The sequence below is a fragment of the Dictyobacter alpinus genome, from assembly GCF_003967575.1.
In the GTDB taxonomy this organism is placed as follows: domain Bacteria; phylum Chloroflexota; class Ktedonobacteria; order Ktedonobacterales; family Ktedonobacteraceae; genus Dictyobacter; species Dictyobacter alpinus.
Genome location: NZ_BIFT01000001.1, coordinates 3,366,232 through 3,385,390 on the forward strand (window position 1 = coordinate 3,366,232; position 19,159 = coordinate 3,385,390).

Sequence of the window (19,159 nt, forward strand, 5' to 3'; positions counted from 1 at the left end):
AGCATAAATACATGCTAATGGTCCAGTGAGTGATCGATATGCGTGGTGCCGTCTTCGTTGCCTTGCAGCATTACGATATCCTTACCAACTGGATTGCCGTCAGACGCGAAATGGATCTCTCCACTCACCCCCGGGACTGAGATTGTTTGCAGGACCCGCTGTAGTTCCCGGCCATTGAGGTGTTGCTTGCCCTGCGCTTGCAATTGCTGACTGGCCCGGATCAGGACCAGCGTGGAGTCATAACCCAGAATAATATCGGCGTCAGTGGCATTATAGCCATACGTTCTGGCCCGATATTGTCCTTGAGGATCAAAATCTCTGGCATAATTGGCAAAGAATTGTGGATGGAGCGCCAGCGAGCGTTCCTCGGATGCGAAGGCGGTAAAACGTAGCCGTCCATAATTCTTGAAGGCCTCTAGCGAATAATCTCCTTGTACATAGAGCGCGTCCCCACCCAGGACGGTCAGGCAGTTTACTTTACTACACGGAGGCAAACCCTTCAAGACGACACTGGCCTCATTCACATAGCCAGCAAAATAGATCAGGTCCGGCTTCTGAGCCAGAATATCATTCATCTGTCGCGCAACCGTGCTGAGATCACCTTTGGTGTAAGCAAAAGGCTCATGCACCAGTTTATGCTGGCCATCTTGATAATGCTGCATAAATGCCTGGCCCAGACTATTACTATAGGTATCATCTGGATCACTTATGAGCACGACACGTTTGGCATGGAGCACATCTTTGGCGTAGTTGGCCGCCAACGTGGCCTGCTGCGTATCAGGTGGCGCAACCCTGAAAAAATAGGGTGAACGGCCCGTCAGAAAATCACTTGAGGCGGTTGGCGATACCATCGGCAGATGAGCATCGGTCAACTCCTGCAACGCGGATAGGGCACTACGGCTGGTAGACCAGCCCATCACACCAATAATTGTGGGATCTTTCTGTGCTGCCTGCACAACCTGGGTCGCGATAGTCGTAGGACTGGTCCCATCAACATCGGCAGAGGCAATCATCAAACGTAAGAGTGTCCCGTGTGTTTTACTGGCCTGGGCATTATATTCTTTCTGTGCGACATACGCTCCTTGCAAAATATCTCTAGCCCCGCCAATATGCTGCTGCGCGAAGACCGTCCCCACGACCAGCGTAAAATATGGCTGTAGCGCATCTTTGACAGCCTGATTCTCACGATAAATCAACAGCTCAGCATCATTGCTATCCAGTGTCAGCGCCTGTTTCCACAACTCTCTGGCCCCATCAATATCGCCGTCCTGAATCTTGCTGGCCGCCTGCCGTTTCAATTCACCATCCTGACGATTGGTATCAAAGACCCGACTACCATCCACACTGATACCCACGGGGGCACCACTGGCATCATCACTAAGCTTATGACTCGGCCCATTCAACGGCCACAGCCAGCCCGCCGAGATCGTACCAATCAGCAACAGGAGACAGAACATCACACCCCAGATCCACTTGTCTCGCCATAGCTGTCGTACACGCCTGCGCGAAGCATAACGTTTCTCCTGTTGCACCTCACCTGTGATCGCCGGCATCGGCAAAGAAAACTCCCGCCAGGCCAATGTACCTTGCTGCCGCGCTGAACGCTGCGAAGATGCATTGCGCAACTGCGCATTATTCAAAAATCCCAGTAAGATCAACATAAATGCCAGCAAGAGCGCCATGATCGTTACAGGCGTAACCCGGGTCCCATCCACCTCAACCTGAAAAAATACTGCCCCCAGCATAATGAACAGTAACACCAGGCCAGAGCCTTGTAAAAGCAGCGAGAAGGAGTGTTGGAACGCCACCATACGCTGCCCCAAGCTATGTTGAAGGGTATCCCAAAGATGATAAGCCTGACGCCGACTCCTGCGGCCAACCGGCAATGGAGGCGCCTTCATTGCCGCCGCTGGATATTCAGAGAGTAACAGGCGATAAAAATATTTGTCCACAACCTCATATTGACCAGCCAGTTCCAGACAACGCGGACAGGACTGTATATGCAGCTCAAATGCCTCTCGTTCATCATCAGAGAAGTGCTCAACACGTGTAACCGTGAGCTTTTCAGCCCAGCGGTCACACATGACGTGCATGAACAGATCCTCCATTGGATCATGCTCTGCTTCGTTTTGATTTGACATTACTTACCTCCTCCTCTGATGAATAGATCCCTTCGCGTAACTTGACGCGCGCCTTACTAATATATGCTTTCACTGTATCGGCCCCTAGATGGAGCCGTACTGCTACCTCTTCCATTGTCATGTTTTCCATGTAGAACAGATAGAGACATTCACGCTGTCTGGTTGGCATCGCATCCCACATCTCACGAATATGCATCTCGGCCAGTACCAGGCTCTCAACCTGTGGTGAAGCATCAGCCAGATCAAAATCTTGATCAATGGGAGTCGGAGGCTTCCGTCGCTTCAGTTTGCGGCCATGATCAAAGGCTACATTACGCGCAATCGTATACAGCCAGGCCTCAAAACGCCCACAATCCTGCAAGCTCGGCAGCTTACGCCAGGCCTTCTCAAAGGTATCCTGAACCAGTTCCTCCGCCGTCTCAATCCCCACATGCAACTCACGCAGAAAAAAGTGGCGAATTCTACGATAAAATGTGTCGAACAACCGATCTGCCGCCTGCTGATTCCCCTCACGCGCCTCCCTCACCAGCCATTCCAGAGAAATATCCTCAGGAAGATGCCGATACATAGCCGGACTCCCTTCACTGTATGCATATTGGTGAGGGTGGCCTATCCAAACCTCATTCGCCGTCTCAAACCGCAAACAAAGTCCCACAGTACACACTCCCCTTACTCTCAAGCATCATTGAAAAAAGGGACACCAATTAATACAGACGCTCCTAAATCCCATAAATAAACATTCCCTCTCTAATAAGCCTTTGCTCCCCACGAAATCTGTGGTTCACCAAACATTGTTTTCGCCCCCCGATACTTCAATAGTTTTTAATGGGGTGTGAAATTGTGCGCGATGCGCACAATTTCACACCCCATTAAAAAGAAGCATGGGCCCTTCAGGGCCCGAGTGCGGCTGGTTCTACCCTCACCGCTAAAAGTGGAAATCAAACACACTTTATTTAAAACAGTATGCCAACATAACCACCCCCGAGCACCTTTCCTAAAAAATATTCCAACCAAAAGGTAAATATCTACAAGAATATAAAAATATTTACCATAAAAGTATTGATTTTTTCATTTATCCATGGTATCCTACACACATCAATACAAAAAGCGCCAGGACAATAGTAAATATTAATCTTTGTAGCACAAAGTTTGGGTCCAGTAAAGACAAGGAGGAAGTTCTCGTATGCATCCATTGATTACCAGAGATCCTGTCAGCGGGGAAGAAATGATTGTAACCCGCCTTGAGTGTCCCGCCAGCGGCGTTACGATTGAAGGTCGCTTTAGCCTGGGTTGGATCGGACGCCTGACCCGCGAGCAGTTGGATTTCGTGGAATTGCTGGTAAAATATCGTGGCAATATCCAGAAGCTGGCGGCCGAGATGAATATCGCTTATAACACAGCCCGTAGCCGACTGGATGATATCGTGACCGCGCTAGGTGGTACCCCGGAATTTGATGGTCGCGTCGATCGCCGCGTAGTTCTGGATAGGCTGGCGGCTAAAGAGATCAGCGTTGAAGAAGCCATGAAATTGTTGAAAGGCTAACCATAATGGCGCTATCAAAAGATGAACGCGACCGCATCCTTTTTCTGGTGGAGGGCGGTCAGGTCAGTGCCATAGAGGCCGCGCAATTGCTAGACGCCCTGGAAACCGAACTGACCAGAGCACCAGAGCCCGTACGTGAGCGTACCCTGAGGATCCGGGCGACCAGCTTGCGTCCTCACCAGAAGCGCAAAAACATTATTGCCAGTATGCCAGTTCAATTATTGCGTACAAGTGCTCGCCTGGGCGGCCATCTACTCCCCCAGCTAAATTCACGCTTGATCGAGGATGTTTTACACTCGATTGAAGAGGGGGCCAGCGGCCGTCTCCTGGATATACAGGACCTGGAGCAGGGCGAGCGGCTGGAAGTCTTTGTTGAGTAACCATGCTATCTTCCACGAGGAGAAATAAAAAAGCTATGAAAAAAACAATCTCTGCCGAAAATATTCAATCCCTTACACTGAGAACTATCAATGATGCACTTACTATAAGTGGCTGGGATCAGCCGAGCATCGAGATTGAGACTGATAGCGAGTTGTTCTTGAGTGATCCTGAGGAACAGAACATCACCATCCAGAATTCCCAGGATAGTCTGACGATCAAGGTTCCTTATGAGACGAGCGTGTATCTCTCAGAGCTCAACGATGATGCCAGCATTGAGCAGGTGCGCCAGGTACAGGGCCGGAAGGTAAATGCTGATCTCAACCTTAAAGCTATTCAGGGCGATGTCAGTCTCAGCAATATTCAAGGTGATCTCAATCTGTTAGATATCCAGGGGAATGTCACTCTTGAAGATATCACTGGGGATGTCGCCGGCAAGAACCTGGGCGCAATCAAGGCCCAGCGACGCATACGCGGGGATGTGGCTCTTTCAGCCATTGGCCGCGTAGAGCTAGAAGCGGTCGAGAATGATCTCTGGCTCAAAGATATTGAAGAGGCAATCATTGGTAGTGTCGGCAATGATCTAGAGGTACAGGACGTCAATACGTTTCGCTGCGATAACGTTGGCAACGACTGTACGCTGGTGGGGCAACGTGAGAGTACGGTCGTCTTTGGGAATATTGGCAATAGCCTTTCGGTCCAGGAAGTCAGTAGCCTGACGGCAAAATCAATCGGCCATGAGTGCCAGATTACTAAAAGTCCACAGGCGCAGATCAAATTAGGCAGTATCGGCCATGATCTGATCATTCATGAGGGTGCCCAGGTTAACGCTGGCAGTATCGGCACCGATGTGGATATTCGTGGCATAAGCGGGAATGTCACGCTGGGTAGCATTGGCAGCGATGCCGCCTTCACGGATATTGGCGGCGATATCCGCACGGGCACAATCGGCTCGGATGCTTCTTTACAGGGTATTCACGGATCGGTCAATGTCGGTACAGTTGGATCGGATCTCAATCTACAGGCGGACTTCGCTACGGGCAGCACCTCGTTTGTGCGTGTTGGTAGTGACGCCATCGTGGTCCTGCCAGAACAGGCGAACCTGACCATCCAGGCTTCGGTTGGTGGAGATATCACAGGCCGCTCGGTTGTCTCTAATAGAACGGGTAATCGCGCTACCCTCGTCTATGGGGAAGGGGCTGCACGTCTGGACCTGGCGGTCGGTGGCGATCTGCACTTAAAGGGCGAGAAAGGTCCGAAGAGTAGCAGTAGCAACGATAATGGCGCCTGGTGGGATGAGTTCGCGAGTGAGATGGCCTCTTTTGGCCGTGAGATGGGCAATATGGGACGCGACCTGGGAGTCGAGATCACTTCGGCGATTGCCGATGAGTTCTCCTCAAAGGCACAGCAAAAAAACGCTGAACGCGCCCGTAAACAGTACCAGAAAAATGCTGAACGCGCTCGTCGCCAGCATGATAAGGCGGCCCGTTTCAATTTCCGCACGCATGATCGTGAATGGAGTATGGATCCGGAGCGTATCAATCGCCTTGTGGAGCAGGCGCAACGTGCGGCCTCCGAAGGGGTTCAGGGAGCAATGGAAGCGGTGGAACAGGCACTACGCAACATGAATGTGCCTCGTCCTCCAGCACCACCAACTGAACGGCCAGTGCCCCCAACACCACCAACGCCGCCAACACCACCAACACCACCGACGCCACCTGCGCAGCAACCATCAGCGTCACTTGATCCGTATGCGGCATATCCACAGGGGTATTCTCCGGAACAGGAACAGGCCAGAGTTGAGCGTGCTCAGCCAGAGGTGCCAGCGGCACCGGCCGAGCCAACGACAGCGGCCACACCACCGGTCGATGTTGAGCAGGAACGCGAAGCCATCCTGCGCATGATCGCCGAGGGGCGTGTTACTCCTGAAGAGGGCGATATGCTCCTTGAGGCCCTGGGCAATTAAGCCCGCTAAGTCATACGGGGATGTGCCTGAATACATATTCGGCACATCCCTGTTTTTGTGCCCGTCTCTAGTTAGCTTGCAACTGTTTGAGCACACTAATCAGTTTATCGATCTCTTGCGCGGTATTATAGTGGGCCAGACCAACACGTACAATGCCACCCTGGTTCTCAAGTCCCAGGCGTGCAATCGCTTCCAGCGCATAGAAATCGCCGCTCCAGACATAGATATCTTCAGCAGCCAGACGTTCCGCAACCTGGCGAGAATTCCAGCCTTCCAGCGTAAAGGAGAAGGTTGGCACACGTTGTCCGACACGCTCCGCAGCCGTAATTCCCAATAGCTTGAGTCCAGGTACCGTCTGTAGGCCCGCCAGCAAAGCTAGACTCAGCTCTTCTTCATAGGACTCAAGCGCCTGCATACCACGCGCCAGAGCCTCTCGACGCTCCAGTTTCTCGCCCTCACCTGTACCTAAGCCGGCCAGATACTCTAAAGCTCCCAGCACGCCCGCAATCGACTCATAGCTCTGTGTACCGGTCTCAAACTTATCCGGCGTATGCTGGCCCGCTGGACGCACTTTATAGGCCGTCAGGCGCTCAAGCAAGTCATATTTACCATAGAGGATACCCGTATGCGGCCCGAAGAACTTATACGCGGAGCAGGCCAGCAGATCACAATCCAATTCCTGTACATCGATAAGCTTATGCGGCGCATACTGGACCGCATCCACAAAACTGAGGGCCCCAACCCGCCGGGTCAGTTGTACCGCCTGACGCACGTCATTGATCGTCCCTACCGCATTCGAGGCATAGCCAATCGCCACCAGTTTTGTACGTTCGTTGATCGCCGCTTCCAGAGCCTGCATATCCAGTGTGCAATCCTCTGGTCGGAAATCCACCCAGCGTATCTCGCAACCCCGATCCTCAGCAATCAGTAGCCAGGGCGCGATATTGGCATCATGGTCCAGTCGCGTCACCACAATCTCATCACCAGGCTGGAGCAAACGAGCAATACTGCGGCTAATATGTAAGGTCAGACTCGTCATATTCTGACCAAAGACAATCTCCTCGGGTCGGGCAGCATTCAGGAAGGTTGCGACTGCCTCGCGTGCCTCCAACACTACAGCATCAGACGCCTGACTCGTCCGAAAGGCTCCGCCATGATTTGCATTTGCGTACAAAAAATAATTTTGCATGCGCATCATCACTTCACGTGCCACTTGTGTCCCACCTGGATTATCAAAAAAGATCGCCCCACTATCCAAACCAGGAAAATGAGTCCGCACCTCATCAATCTTAAACATCTAAAAAATCCTCTCCAAAAATATTCAAGGCATCCTGCAGTCAACTCACCCATTGTACCATCCACCCGATGCTGGCAAGCAATTCAACCGCTACCATCTCGGTTTATACTACAGATAGGAAACGCAAAAATGTCGCACGTTGTCTCTTGATGGCTGAGTGATACGTGTAACAAGAAACATATAAACCACTTACCCTTGAAATAGATGAAAGGATCTAGCATGCATACGCGCCAATTCGGCAGAACAGACATGGAAATTACCCCTATCGGTATCGGAGCCTGGGCCATCGGTGGTGGCGACTGGTCAGGTGGTTGGGGGAGCCAGGATGACACCCAATCTATCGCGGCCATCAAACGAGGCCTTGAACTAGGTATCAACTGGATCGATACGGCGGCGGTCTATGGTCTTGGTCATTCTGAGGAGATCGTTGGTAAGGCTATCAAGGGTCGTGAGAAACCCCTTATTTTCACAAAGTGCTCTCTCGTCTGGGATGAGAAACGTGAAGTTGGCAATAGCCTGAAGGCAGACTCGATCCGCCGTGAGTGCGAAGCCAGCTTGAAACGCCTGGGTATTGATACCATCGATCTTTATCAGATCCACTGGCCTAACCCGGAGCCAGATATCGAAGAGGGCTGGGAAGCTCTGGCCAAACTGAAAAAAGAGGGCAAGGTACGTCATATTGGCGTCTCGAACTTTAATGTCGAGCAAATGAAACGCGCCGAGAAGATCGCACCGGTTGAGACATTACAGCCACCATATTCGCTGGTTCATTCAGAGGCCGAAAAAGAAATTCTCCCTTACTGTGAGAAAAACAACATCGGCGTCATCGTGTACTCGCCAATGGCCTCTGGCCTGCTGAGCGGTCGCATGAGTAAAGAGCGCATCGAAAAGATGCCTGATAACGACTGGCGCAAACAGAATGACGAATATAAGGAGCCACGCCTCTCGCGTAACCTGGAGTTGGCCAACCTGCTCTCAGAAATCGGCTTCCCACACAACGTCACCGCCGGCGTCGTCGCAGTAGCCTGGACCCTCAAAAATCCTGGCGTCACCGCAGCCATCGTGGGCTCACGTAGCAGCGAACAGATCGAAGAAATGCTCATGGCCGCCGAGTTCCGCCTCAGCGATCTCGAACTCGACCAGATCAACAGCTTCCTGGCTGCACACCCCTAAATCTAGCACATAAAACAGCACAAAGCCCCTACAATCGATATGATTTGTGGGGGCCCTTTTTTGCCCTCACAAAAACCTCTCCCAGCGATCCCTCCTCTCATCACGACCACGTCCCCGTGGTGCTTTTCATGGGATGCATGGCACTCCTACATTTATATTTACTTGCTAATAATTACTGATTCCGGTATACTTAAGACATTACATATGTTTCAAGCGAAGAAAGGAGGTGCCATGGCAAAAAAAATTCAACGGGGTATTGCACTTCTCAGGTTAGAGGCGCCTTTCGCTGATTTGCTCGCATACACAATGATCAGCCTTTCTTTCAGCAACCTATCACAGCTTCCGCGCTTCTTTTAGAGTCTACATTCCAGCGCACACACGAGTCTGTAGCCTTTCTTCACACCTTCAAGTGCATTCCTCCTCTACATAAACATCTTTTAAGGGACCACTATGTCCAGTTTTCTGTTGTCTAATCCAAGAAGCCAAAGGAAGAATAATACCCATGCATCAACATGACTTTAAAGCGCTATTAATTCAGCTCTTACTTCAATCACAACGCGATCAGAATGCGTTTTTTCAGCAATTGCCACCCGCCGAACTGGCTGTCATTGGTGAACCTGACTACTGGTCCGCTAAAGATCATGTGTCTCATCTGACCTACTGGCGTCAGCGCCTTGTGCTTAGATTACAGGCCTACTTGCGCCATGAAGCACAAACACCATCGGGCGATTTTGAGCAGATCAATCCAATCGTCTTTGAGCAGAATCGCCATCGCCTCTGGCCAGATATCCTCGCGGAATCAGATCAAGCCTATGACGATCTCATTGCGCTCACACAGCAACTCTCAGATGAAGAGCTATTGGCATTCGATCGCTTCGATTGGCTCCCCAAAGGGATACCACTCTACCTGTCTTTTATGGGTAACTGCTACGAACACACCCAGATTCATCTGAGTTACTACCTGATTGATCGCCACCAGCCAGAGCGCGCCCTGGAAGTCTATGAAAACTGGTCCAATAGAGTCATCGAGGCCGAGGTACCAGATGAATTGAAGGGTAATATCCTCTATAATCTGGCCTGTTTTTACGCCACCCATGATCTGCTAGCGAAAGCAGGGCCCACCTTGCAAAAGGCAATCGCACTCTATCCTCCAGGCGCCGAATTTGCACAGACAGATCCAGATCTGGCGTTGCTACGTGAAACTTTGAATTAGAAAAAATGCGTACAATCAAAAGAGGAATGTGTTTTTCGTGCTCTCGCTATCTCTAGTTGAACCAGAGATGGCAGTCAAACAGGAGTGTATATTGCATGCAAATTAGTGCGCGTAATCAGCTTAAAGGAACGGTGCAATCGGTAAAACTGGGTAGTGTGATGGCGGAGGTAGTAGTAGCACTGACTGATGGTCAGGAGATCGTTTCAGCAATCACTCGCACCTCAGCCGAGTCACTACAGTTGAAGAGCGGCGATCCAATTGTGGCTATCATTAAATCTACCGAGGTCATGCTGGGTAAAGAATAATGTGTGTCCTTTGGTGATATAAAAGCTTAGAGGCATCCAACGGTTTAAGCGGTTGGATGCCTTTGTTTGTTGGTGCTCAGACAATCGGGACCAGCCAGTGGGAGAGCCAGCCTCCAACGAGGCGGATGACTTCGTTGACGCTATGCTGATTGGAGAAGAGATTGGATTCTCCGGCCACAACTTCGCTTTTCTTCTCGCCTGTCAGGAGGTCGAGTAATTGCTTGTGATTGTCTACGGCTACATTATCTCCTTCGGCCGCTAACAGCAGCGTGGGAGCCAGATCATGGGCAGCATATTGGCTAGCCAGTTCGCCAGCACTGCCAAGGACAACCACGGCTGCCGCGATATCTGGTCGTGCGGCCGCGGCGGCAATGGCTGCGGCCCCAACTTCGTTGATGCCGAAATAGCCAATGGAGAGATTCTCGGTCGAAGCATTTTCCAGGAACCATTCGGCGGTCCCGACCAGACGTTGCTGCATGATATCGATATTCTGGCGAAAAAAGTCGGTACGCTCATCCAGGGCAATTTCGTCGCTGGAGAAGAGATCTACCTGCAAGGTGGCCAGACCGTGCTCCTGGAACGCTGAGGCCAGCGCAATCACATTCTGATGTGGATTCTGCGCAGGATCTTCAATACCATGGGCAAGAATAACTAAACCACGGGCATCCTGGGGAATCTGTAAAATGCCATTGAGATATACAGCCTCCGCACCAATACGCACGAGTTGTCCCTGACTCTGCGTATTCTGGGCATTACTTACATAATTCTCATCATTATTATCGATCATCACACAACCTCTTTCCGCGAGAACGCTCTATTGCTAAGATAAAATAGACAGAGATACTACTCACTTGTAATACGCGGAGAAGTCGCTGACCGTGGCATAATACGATACAGTAGTCGGGGTATAGCCAGGAAAGCGTAACCTGGACTTGCGATAGACGTATATGAGTGAGAGAGGATGACTCTTCTCTCTGTGCAACTCATTCTATGCAGAAGGGGTAGGATAAACAACTTGGCCCGCTGTCTTAATCCACATAGCACGCATGATAATCCTAATGGTACGGTAAGCTGTCAGTATTGTGATTTCCTGGTACAGGGTGCACAAATCGGCATCTATGAGGTGATGGATTTCATTGGTGCAGGTAGCTATGGTTATGTATATAAAGTTCGTGAACCAAATCCACTCAGCCGTATCCTGGCCCTGAAGGTTTTGCGCCGGGATCAGTTTACGTCTAAATCTCAGGCCAATTTTTTTCAGGAGGCGCGCCGCATCGCGACGATGCAGCATCCGAATATTCTACCAATCTATAATTTTGGTCAGCTAGCGGGGAGTAACCAGCCTTATTTTGTGATGGAATATGCGCCACAGACGATCAGTGGTCTTTTCCGTCGACCCGATGGGACCCGTCGCCAGACCTTCGCGGAAGAGTTGATTCCATATGTGCAACAGACGGCGGAAGCGTTACGTTATGTCCATGAAAATGGCCTGGTCCATCAGGATGTGAAGCCGGGCAATCTGTTGATTGGGCGCAACGGACAGGTTCTGCTGGCAGATTTTGGTACAGCTTATTATCTGGGTATGCAGACCCATGCCTCGCTGGGTGAGATCACCGGGACCGCCGCTTATATGCCGCCCGAACAATGGCAGGGGGCTCCCAGACGCGATTCAGATCAATATGCGCTGGCAGTCTGTTGTTATGAGCTTCTGAGTGGTCGTCCGCCTTTTGTGTATCGCCAGTTGGAAGATATGTGGAAGGCCCATATCAAGGAAACGCCACCGCCACCGCAACAATGGAATCCACGCATCCCGGTCGAAGTCTGGGCCGTCCTGCAGCGAGCACTCTCCAAGGATTATCGCCAGCGCTATCCCAGTATTATCGAGTTTGCGGATCGTTATACCCAGGCCGTGACTGTAGCGCAACAACGCTATGTCTGTCAGCATTGTGGTCAACAGAACCGCACCGGAGCACGCCGCTGTACCCATTGTGGCGCTGAATATGATGATCGCTATTGCCAGTACTGCGATGCGCAGGTCCGCTTTGGACAGCGCTGCTGCTCCAACTGTGGCCGCCTCACCCAGCCTTCATTCAAGCTTGCTCATAGTCCTCTAGTTGGTACCACTATCCGCCAGGGCCGCTACACACTCACGCGTATCCTCAAGCAGACCGAGGAGACCGGGATTATGACTGCGGTCGCCCTGGATGCTCAGAACAAGGGACAGCGTGTGGTCTTGAAGCGCTGGGAGTGTACCGATAATCCTCTCGCCCAACGGGCTAAAGATGTCGCATATTATGATCAGGCCACCGAACCACTGGCTCGGCTACGCCATCCTTTGTTGCCCCGCATACTGGACCGTTTTGCCGAGGGTAGACACTATTATGCGGTCATGAACTATATTGATAGCGAAAGTCTGGCGGAACGGATCGAAAAACTCCTACGTCCCCTGACTGAACAAGAGGTGATCGGCTACATAAATAGCCTGCTCAATATCTTGCTGGCCCTTGAAAAGCAGCAGCCAATCATACGTCCCTATGATATATCGCCCGCCAACATACTGATCGAGGTCCAGCGTGGTCGGGTCTTTTTGACAGGATTTCAGATTCCACCTCCACCACCACCCAAAGGACCTCAGCACAGCACGCGTGGGCGCAGAACCACACGCAAACTCGCCATCTCGCCATACCTGCCCATTCAGGACAAAATGTATGACCAGCGCACATGCATCTATGCACTTGCTGCTAGCGTGCATCATGCACTCAGTAATGTTGCTCCACCTCACTATCCGACCTTTCCACCTATTCGCCTCCTCAATCCTAATGTCTCGCTCGCCCTTGAGAGTATCCTCAGTCGGGCACTCAGCGAAGATACGCGCTTACGCTATCAGAACTACCAGGAAATGAAACAAGAGGTGCAACGTCTACTTCCATAGACATTGCACCTCTTGGTGAAAGCGATGCGGTTATAGGGATCGCTCTGGCCTGCTTTATCAGGCGCGTTGATCCAAACATACATATGATGTATTTTTAGGACCCTTATAGTCGGCACGAGGGCGAATCAAACGATTATGCGCATACTGCTCGAGCACATGGGCGGTCCAACCAGCAACACGGCTGCAGGCAAAAATAGGTGTATCCAGATCAACGGGAATACCCAGCATGTAATAAACTGAGGCTGAATAGAAGTCTACGTTGGCGTACAAACCTTTTTGCTCTTTGACGATGCGCTCAACTACCTGTGAGATCTCAAACCAGGTACTATCACCGGTACGCTGCCCCAATTCCTGCGAGATTTCACGCAGATGGCTGGCACGAGGATCTTCGGTACGATAGACACGATGGCCAAAACCCATGATGCGATCTTTACGGTCCAATGCCCCTTTAATATAGCTTTCAGCCTTGCTTACCTCACCGATACGCAAGAGCATACGGATAACCTGCTCATTAGCGCCGCCGTGCAAGGGTCCTGAAAGCGTACCAACCGCCGAAGCGATGGCCGCATACATATCTGCCAGCGTCGCGGCAGTCACACGAGCGGCAAAGGTTGAGGCATTCAACTCATGGTCGGCATGCAGAATCAACGCCACATCCAGGACATGGGCCGTATAGCTATCTGGCAGTTTGCCCGTCAACATATACAGAAAGTTTGTTGCATGATCATGGTCTGTTAAAGGCATAATTGGCTCACGACCATGACGAATATGTTCCCAACTGGTCACAATCGTCGGCATCACAGCCGTCAGTCGTTCCGCCCGCACATGGTTAGCCTGTGGGGATGTATCAGTTAAATCTTTATCAAAAGCAGAGAGTGCGGAAACTGATGTACGCAAGACATCCATTGGCGTCGTTGTCTTTGGAAGTAGATGCATCAGCTCAATAATTTGACCGGGGAGTGCACGATGGGCATGCAAGCGTAGGCGCAGATCATCTAATTGCGCACGCGTTGGTAAAACACCATGCCACAAAAGATAGGCCGTCTCTTCAAAAGAAGAAGATTGTGCCAGATCATGAATATCGACGCCATAATACGTCAGCTTACCCAGCTTGCCATCCAGATCGCAGATCCGAGAACGGGTTGCTACGATGTCCTCAAGACCGTCTGTAGTGGTCGGCATAAAAGATCCTCCATAGGAGATATCAGCTTCGCTAGTGTGAGAACGAACACAGCCCCAGGCTTACACATAGCCAGAACGAGGGCTTATATTACTTCCACATCGAAGCATACATGTGTTTTATTCACAACAGGTATTCGTTGCTATTATACCGTATCACCTCTAACCATGTCATGTCAGCTAGCTAACGCTATGCGCATTCCCTTTTCCTCACGCCTCGCGCCCACGGCGCTCGCTTGTTTTTGATGTGGTTGTGGAGAGATTGGGGGTGGTCGCGACCACCCCCAATCTCTCCACAACCACATTGACATGCTGAGGACATGACGTCCTCGAATAGCACCTCTCTTCCCTACCGCAGCTTGACGTTTATCAAATAGAGTAAGAAAAGCCGGGAGGTGCAGGAGGGGCGGTGAGCCCTTCCTGCCGGGGTTGGGGGTGTCCCCGAATATTTCCCCCTCTCCCCTGCCGCCGCAGGCGGCAATAAAGGATGTGGGATAAACTTATACATATCTATCAAGATTATAGTCATGAGGGATAAAATATGATAAACTAGCGCAAATAGCAAGAAGTGAGGCCATCTATGGACAAGCTCGCACGTGACGACGAGGAACAACTCATCGCCCGTAGCCAGCACGGAGATGTCGAAGCATTTAATCAGCTCATCGGACAGTATCAACACATTATGTATGGTACTGTTTTTCGTATGCTTGGTGACAGTGATACGGCAGCCGATGTGACCCAGGACGCTTTTATCGCGGCGTTCAAGGCGATTCGCTCCTATCGGGGCAACGCTTCCTTTCGCGCCTGGCTCCTGCGTATCGGCTCTAATATGGCCTGTGATCACTGGCGCCGCGTTCAGCGCCATCCTACGGCCTCGCTCGACATGCTGACAGACGAAGATGAGTCTCGTAACTCCGGTTCCGCTGAGGCACTCATCCTGACTGATCGGGCAAACAATCCAGAAGAAGTGGTGCTGACCAGAGAACTCCAGGAGCTTATTCAGCATGGCCTGCAAGCGCTTCCCTTAGATCAACGTACAGTGATTGTTCTCTATGATATTCATGGCCTCTCGTATGAAGAGGTCGCGCAAGCCACACAAACCAATATTGGCACGGTCCGCTCGCGTATTTCGCGGGGGCGAGCACGGTTGCGCACATATCTACAACAACATCAGGAACTTTTACCACGCAATTATCGTCTGACTTAAGAACACTATCTGATAATCGTGGCAGGCAGCTTTCACGATTACGTTTTAATACTATACATAATGGAGTGCACGCGTGTCACAATTTGATCGGCATTTGACAACTGAACAGCTCTCGGCCTTGCTCGATGACCAACTCTCAGGGGGAGTACAGTCTGACGCCGATCGTGCACACCTGCAGACCTGCGAGCAGTGTCAGTTAGAGCTTGCCGAGTTGCGACAAACGGTACAGTTACTGCGGTCCTTGCCTGCTCCTACCTTGCCACGCTCGTTTGCTTTACCTGTGGACATCTCTCTGGAGCAATCCGAGCCAGAGCCATTACAGGATTTAGTGACAGATACACACAGAGAGCAAGAACGTCCCGCCCCTATCCCATTCACACCAGGACAAGCACGTCCTCGATTTGGGGGCAGGACTGTACAGCGGCGTACGCTCCAGAGGACGCTACGCATGGTGAGCGGATTGGTAGCAGTTGTGGGTATCTGCTTCATGCTTTCAGCAGTGCTCAGCACCTTTTCCTTCCCACATATGGGTGGTGGTGCATCAGGAACCGCAAGTTCGACAACCTCTAATCAAGCGCCTTCAAACACGAATAATCCTGCCGTATCAAATGGCGCAACCACCCATAGTGAGACAAGACCAGCTACAGGAGGGGGAGCGGGCAGCCCCACACCAACTATGCAACCCACTCAGCCTCCCAAGCTTCAACCAGCGACCCCTGCCAGGACGGTGAATAAGCCTGCAAGCTCGCCAACCTTCTTCCTCTTTGACCTGAGCAACAACGTGGCTCGTCTGGATCTGGGAATTATCCTGCTGATCCTGGGCTTGCTAGGATTTTTGCTGCTAAAACAAAGGTACCAGCGCTAAGCCTCTACGAGATTTTGCTGCTGTCGAAGCAAATAATTTATGCTATATTCTGTCTATAGAATATCCGGGAGCACGGAAGCAGGTTTGACGTACATATTTCGTGCTCCTTTGATCTTTTTTCAATGGGACCCTTCGATCTATGCTCAGGTGTTGCTTGCCTGTATCAGGAAGGAAAGGATCTCATGCAGGAAATGAGCATATTTTGAACACAACGTTATTACTTTTACCACCATTAATCAATGTTCTGGTAACCGGGATATTTGCATGGATGATTCTGCGCCAGTACCTTGGTCGGCGACGTAGTTATCAGCTTTACTGGTCGATCTCGCTATGCATGGCTTTTATTGCTACACTCGCCTATATGGCGATGCTGCTCGCCGGACCCACCTCAGGGCCGGGCGTGTATTTCTTTCGCCTCTACTATGCGCTGGGAGGTACTATCATGCCGTCCTGGTTGGGACTGGGCAGTATTGCGCTGGTGAGTAAGCCACGCTTCACACGGGTCTGCGTGGGCTTCCTATTGCTATTGAGTACGATCTCCGCTATCTTTGTACTGGATGCGACCGTTGATATGCACAAACTCAGCCAGATCGCCGGCACACCCGGAACCGGCACGCTGCATCCTGGTCCCTGGCTGGTAATGACTATTCTACTCAACACATTGGGAGTAGTGGCGGTCGCTGGCGTCGCCCTGCTCTCCGGCTGGAAATTACTGCGCAAGCAGGCCAACATGGGCGGTACACGCACCAGCAACATCCTCTGGGCGAATGTCTTTATCTTTATTGGCGCCATCCTCAATGCCGCCGCCGGAACCCTGGCCCGCTTCCTGGGAATTGATACTATCTTCTGGCTGATTATGGCGCTGGGCTGGATTATTCTGTTTATCGGCGTCGTCCTGGCCAGTCGCCGCTCCCGCGGCAACCAGTCCACTCCGATCTCCAATCCTGCCGCGGCTGATCCCGTCAAGGTTTCGCAATAAACCTTTATCTACATATACATGAGACATCCTCAGATATTGTTGGCAATTCGCCAACAATATCTGAGTGGGGTACTGCCCGTATACGTACAACACCGGCTTTCTATTACGTTTGTCGTCTCTAGTAAGAGAAACTTTTCTTGTTATGACAAACACGCATAAAGATCCAGGATAGATCCACCATTCACCTCTTTATTGACAATCCGCAAGTATACAAAAAAGCAATGCATCAACAAGGATTTAAATTGCGTATAAATATTCAAAGGGGCTATTAATTTGCTTTTTTATAAGGCCATCTAGTACATTACATAGATGAAATGCAATAGGAAAAGATGATTATTGCACAACAGTCATATCCTGTCCCTCTTTTCAGTAATTGACGAATGAGATCTGGTATTTAATAGTGTCCATCAGGTGTAAAGTGAAAGAAAACACTCAGTATAGTACTGACAATACAAGCTTGCATACACATACTTCAACAGACAAAGATACGCTCAAGCTTGAGCCAGTAATCCCTTCTACTCCTCAGGTTGAAGAGTTTCCCGAAAAGCCAGCCAGGTATAGTACCGTGTTTGCATACCTTGAAACTGGACTGATTCTGATTGGTATGTTCTTCATCCTCCTCATCATGCCGCGCACAATGCATGGAGATGGTACGCTACGTTATCAGTATATTTCAGATTTTTTCCATCATGGAATAGTCCAATCAATTCACAACAAATATTCATTAATTGGTCCATTATTTTCGCTACCGCTGTTATGGCTGGGAGAAAAAATAGGGCAGCCAAAAGAGACCATTCTGCTCTACAATTACATCCTCTTTGCATTTAGTTTGCTGATCACTTATCTGCTCTGTAAAGATCGGATGGATCGTACACTCTTGAGAAAATTCTTCTTACTCATGGTAACGTGCTCAATGTTTGCCGCCCATTTAACATCCTACTATGGAGAAATATTTACCGCCGTTTGTGTAGGATTCGGCATCATGGCCGTATTCATCCGTTTTACAGCGCCAGTTGGTTGGATTGCGATCGTGTTAGGCGTCGTCAATACACCGGCCACCATGATCAGTCTGGGCATTATGATCCTCAAAAGGATGTTCGACCAGAAACGGCTCCGTTACGTCCTGGCGCTAGCAGCAGCAGGTCTCCTCATACTCGCAGAGTCCTGGATACGCCGTGGCTCCCTCTTCTCTAATGGTTATGACAATGATGCTGGTTTCCATACTTTCATGCCATATTCAGGATTAGCAGGATTTAGTTATCCTTTCCTCTTTGGTCTCCTCTCCATTCTCTTTTCCTTTGGCAAAGGACTCATTTTCTTTACTCCTGGACTCTTATTACCTGTAGGCCATACATTGAAAACCTGGCAAAAAAAATATGCCTTAGATCTTTACCAGATTTATTCTTTGTGGATCTGTTTCACAGTTGGATTGATACTTGTATATTCTAGATGGTGGTCCTGGTATGGTGGACTTTATTGGGGACCAAGATTCTTTCTCTTTGCTTCTATCCCGGCCTCATTTGCTATCGCGGTACGTCTGCAAAGTAAAGATGGAGGATTACTAATTAATCTATTGACAGTACTGGTTTTGAGCTTATCAGCCTGGGTAGGTCTATGCGCAGTCCTCTTTCAGAGCGCAACCTACATTCCAATCTGTATGGCAAACAACTATACACTTGAAGCTGCCTGCCACTATATTCCAGAATTTAGTGTTCTATGGCGACCATTTGTCAGCCATCCACATCTGGAGTGGGGGCAAAAACTCTATGTGCTCTATAGTTTGCTAGTCTTTGTTTACTTTATCTTCCCACTACTATTTAGAATTTACCAGCAAGCCAGAGAGCCAATCACTTCTTTTCTTAAATCACAACTCAATATGCGCGCGTGGCGGATCTAATTTATCTCTACTGCTACTTCCCCAACCTGAAACGTGTAGATGGCGCGTAGTAAGCACAGGAACTCTTTACGGCGCGCTACCTGC

General features: G+C 50.3%; 16 protein-coding genes. 11 read left to right on the forward strand and 5 right to left on the reverse strand.

The window, feature by feature from the left end; translation table 11 throughout:
• Positions 1 to 14: 14 nt before the first annotated feature.
• Both EL633_RS13410 and EL633_RS13415 read right to left on the reverse strand, forming a co-directional pair.
• Positions 15 to 2,141, reverse strand: a complete 2,127-nt coding sequence (locus EL633_RS13410; protein ID WP_126627668.1) for an ABC transporter substrate-binding protein — start codon at positions 2,139 to 2,141, stop codon at positions 15 to 17.
• Positions 2,113 to 2,709, reverse strand: a complete 597-nt coding sequence (locus tag EL633_RS13415) for an RNA polymerase sigma factor (protein WP_126627669.1) — start codon at positions 2,707 to 2,709, stop codon at positions 2,113 to 2,115. Before EL633_RS13415 ends, EL633_RS13410 begins: the two co-directional genes overlap by 29 nt.
• 615 nt (positions 2,710 to 3,324) lie before the next feature.
• Here EL633_RS13415 and EL633_RS13420 point away from each other — a divergent pair.
• The 3 genes from EL633_RS13420 to EL633_RS13430 are packed head-to-tail and all read left to right on the forward strand — an operon-like array spanning position 3,325 to position 6,028.
• Positions 3,325 to 3,684 carry a DUF2089 domain-containing protein gene (locus tag EL633_RS13420; RefSeq protein ID WP_126627670.1) on the forward strand — a complete coding sequence of 120 codons (360 nt, stop codon included), beginning with the start codon at positions 3,325 to 3,327 and terminating at the stop codon, positions 3,682 to 3,684.
• 5 nt (positions 3,685 to 3,689) lie between these two features.
• Positions 3,690 to 4,064: a hypothetical protein gene (locus EL633_RS13425; protein WP_126627671.1), complete on the forward strand. Its 375-nt coding sequence runs from the start codon at positions 3,690 to 3,692 to the stop codon at positions 4,062 to 4,064.
• A gap of 35 nt (positions 4,065 to 4,099) precedes the next feature.
• A complete protein-coding gene (locus EL633_RS13430; RefSeq protein WP_126627672.1) occupies positions 4,100 to 6,028 on the forward strand; it encodes an SHOCT-like domain-containing protein in 1,929 nt (642 codons plus the stop codon).
• 67 nt (positions 6,029 to 6,095) lie between these two features.
• Here EL633_RS13430 and EL633_RS13435 read toward each other — a convergent pair whose 3' ends face one another.
• Positions 6,096 to 7,325: a cysteine desulfurase-like protein gene (locus tag EL633_RS13435; protein WP_126627673.1), complete on the reverse strand. Its 1,230-nt coding sequence runs from the start codon at positions 7,323 to 7,325 to the stop codon at positions 6,096 to 6,098.
• A gap of 219 nt (positions 7,326 to 7,544) precedes the next feature.
• Between EL633_RS13435 and EL633_RS13440 the strand changes: the two genes are divergently transcribed.
• From EL633_RS13440 to EL633_RS13450, 3 genes are all read left to right on the forward strand, one after another.
• Positions 7,545 to 8,498 carry an aldo/keto reductase gene (locus EL633_RS13440; protein ID WP_126627674.1) on the forward strand — a complete coding sequence of 318 codons (954 nt, stop codon included), beginning with the start codon at positions 7,545 to 7,547 and terminating at the stop codon, positions 8,496 to 8,498.
• 502 nt (positions 8,499 to 9,000) lie between these two features.
• Positions 9,001 to 9,711: a TPR end-of-group domain-containing protein gene (locus EL633_RS13445; RefSeq protein WP_126627675.1), complete on the forward strand. Its 711-nt coding sequence runs from the start codon at positions 9,001 to 9,003 to the stop codon at positions 9,709 to 9,711.
• A 95-nt stretch (positions 9,712 to 9,806) separates the two neighbouring features.
• Positions 9,807 to 10,016 (forward strand): TOBE domain-containing protein, encoded by a 210-nt coding sequence (locus tag EL633_RS13450; RefSeq protein WP_126627676.1) that lies wholly within the window; start codon positions 9,807 to 9,809, stop codon positions 10,014 to 10,016.
• A gap of 76 nt (positions 10,017 to 10,092) precedes the next feature.
• On the opposite strand, the gene EL633_RS13455 is transcribed toward EL633_RS13450, so the two are convergent.
• Entirely contained in the window at positions 10,093 to 10,803 is a 711-nt protein-coding gene (locus EL633_RS13455; RefSeq protein WP_126627677.1) for a hypothetical protein, read from the reverse strand.
• 228 nt (positions 10,804 to 11,031) lie between these two features.
• On the opposite strand from EL633_RS13455, the gene EL633_RS13460 reads away from it, so the two are divergent.
• Positions 11,032 to 12,948 (forward strand): protein kinase domain-containing protein, encoded by a 1,917-nt coding sequence (locus tag EL633_RS13460; RefSeq protein WP_161982129.1) that lies wholly within the window; start codon positions 11,032 to 11,034, stop codon positions 12,946 to 12,948.
• A gap of 57 nt (positions 12,949 to 13,005) precedes the next feature.
• Here the strand turns inward: EL633_RS13460 and EL633_RS13465 are convergent, their stop codons facing one another.
• Positions 13,006 to 14,130 carry a citrate synthase gene (locus tag EL633_RS13465; RefSeq protein WP_126627679.1) on the reverse strand — a complete coding sequence of 375 codons (1,125 nt, stop codon included), beginning with the start codon at positions 14,128 to 14,130 and terminating at the stop codon, positions 13,006 to 13,008.
• A gap of 577 nt (positions 14,131 to 14,707) precedes the next feature.
• On the opposite strand from EL633_RS13465, the gene EL633_RS13470 reads away from it, so the two are divergent.
• The 4 genes from EL633_RS13470 to EL633_RS13485 all read left to right on the forward strand — a co-directional run bounded on the left by EL633_RS13470 (position 14,708) and on the right by EL633_RS13485 (position 19,075).
• Complete coding sequence (locus tag EL633_RS13470) at positions 14,708 to 15,334, forward strand: RNA polymerase sigma factor (protein ID WP_126627680.1); 627 nt, start codon at positions 14,708 to 14,710, stop codon at positions 15,332 to 15,334.
• A 73-nt stretch (positions 15,335 to 15,407) separates the two neighbouring features.
• Positions 15,408 to 16,199, forward strand: coding sequence for an anti-sigma factor family protein (locus tag EL633_RS13475; RefSeq protein WP_126627681.1), 792 nt, complete (start codon positions 15,408 to 15,410; stop codon positions 16,197 to 16,199).
• Positions 16,200 to 16,401: 202 nt separating this feature from the next.
• Positions 16,402 to 17,178: a hypothetical protein gene (locus tag EL633_RS13480; protein WP_126627682.1), complete on the forward strand. Its 777-nt coding sequence runs from the start codon at positions 16,402 to 16,404 to the stop codon at positions 17,176 to 17,178.
• 418 nt (positions 17,179 to 17,596) lie between these two features.
• On the forward strand, positions 17,597 to 19,075 hold the full coding sequence (locus EL633_RS13485) for a hypothetical protein (protein WP_126627683.1): 1,479 nt from the start codon (positions 17,597 to 17,599) through the stop codon (positions 19,073 to 19,075).
• The last annotated feature ends 84 nt before the right edge of the window (positions 19,076 to 19,159 follow it).

Bases quoted from the DNA above. Each gene is read 5' to 3' on its own strand.
- EL633_RS13450 (WP_126627676.1), top strand. From the start codon at position 9,807: ATGCAAATTAGTGCGCGTAATCAGCTTAAAGGAACGGTGCAATCGGTA.
- EL633_RS13455 (WP_126627677.1), bottom strand. From the start codon at position 10,803: ATGATCGATAATAATGATGAGAATTATGTAAGTAATGCCCAGAATACG.
- EL633_RS13465 (WP_126627679.1), bottom strand. From the start codon at position 14,130: ATGCCGACCACTACAGACGGTCTTGAGGACATCGTAGCAACCCGTTCT.
- EL633_RS13415 (WP_126627669.1), bottom strand. From the start codon at position 2,709: ATGTATCGGCATCTTCCTGAGGATATTTCTCTGGAATGGCTGGTGAGG.
- EL633_RS13440 (WP_126627674.1), top strand. From the start codon at position 7,545: ATGCATACGCGCCAATTCGGCAGAACAGACATGGAAATTACCCCTATC.
- EL633_RS13425 (WP_126627671.1), top strand. From the start codon at position 3,690: ATGGCGCTATCAAAAGATGAACGCGACCGCATCCTTTTTCTGGTGGAG.
- EL633_RS13420 (WP_126627670.1), top strand. From the start codon at position 3,325: ATGCATCCATTGATTACCAGAGATCCTGTCAGCGGGGAAGAAATGATT.
- EL633_RS13470 (WP_126627680.1), top strand. From the start codon at position 14,708: ATGGACAAGCTCGCACGTGACGACGAGGAACAACTCATCGCCCGTAGC.
- EL633_RS13410 (WP_126627668.1), bottom strand. From the start codon at position 2,141: ATGTCAAATCAAAACGAAGCAGAGCATGATCCAATGGAGGATCTGTTC.
- EL633_RS13430 (WP_126627672.1), top strand. From the start codon at position 4,100: ATGAAAAAAACAATCTCTGCCGAAAATATTCAATCCCTTACACTGAGA.
- EL633_RS13445 (WP_126627675.1), top strand. From the start codon at position 9,001: ATGCATCAACATGACTTTAAAGCGCTATTAATTCAGCTCTTACTTCAA.
- EL633_RS13435 (WP_126627673.1), bottom strand. From the start codon at position 7,325: ATGTTTAAGATTGATGAGGTGCGGACTCATTTTCCTGGTTTGGATAGT.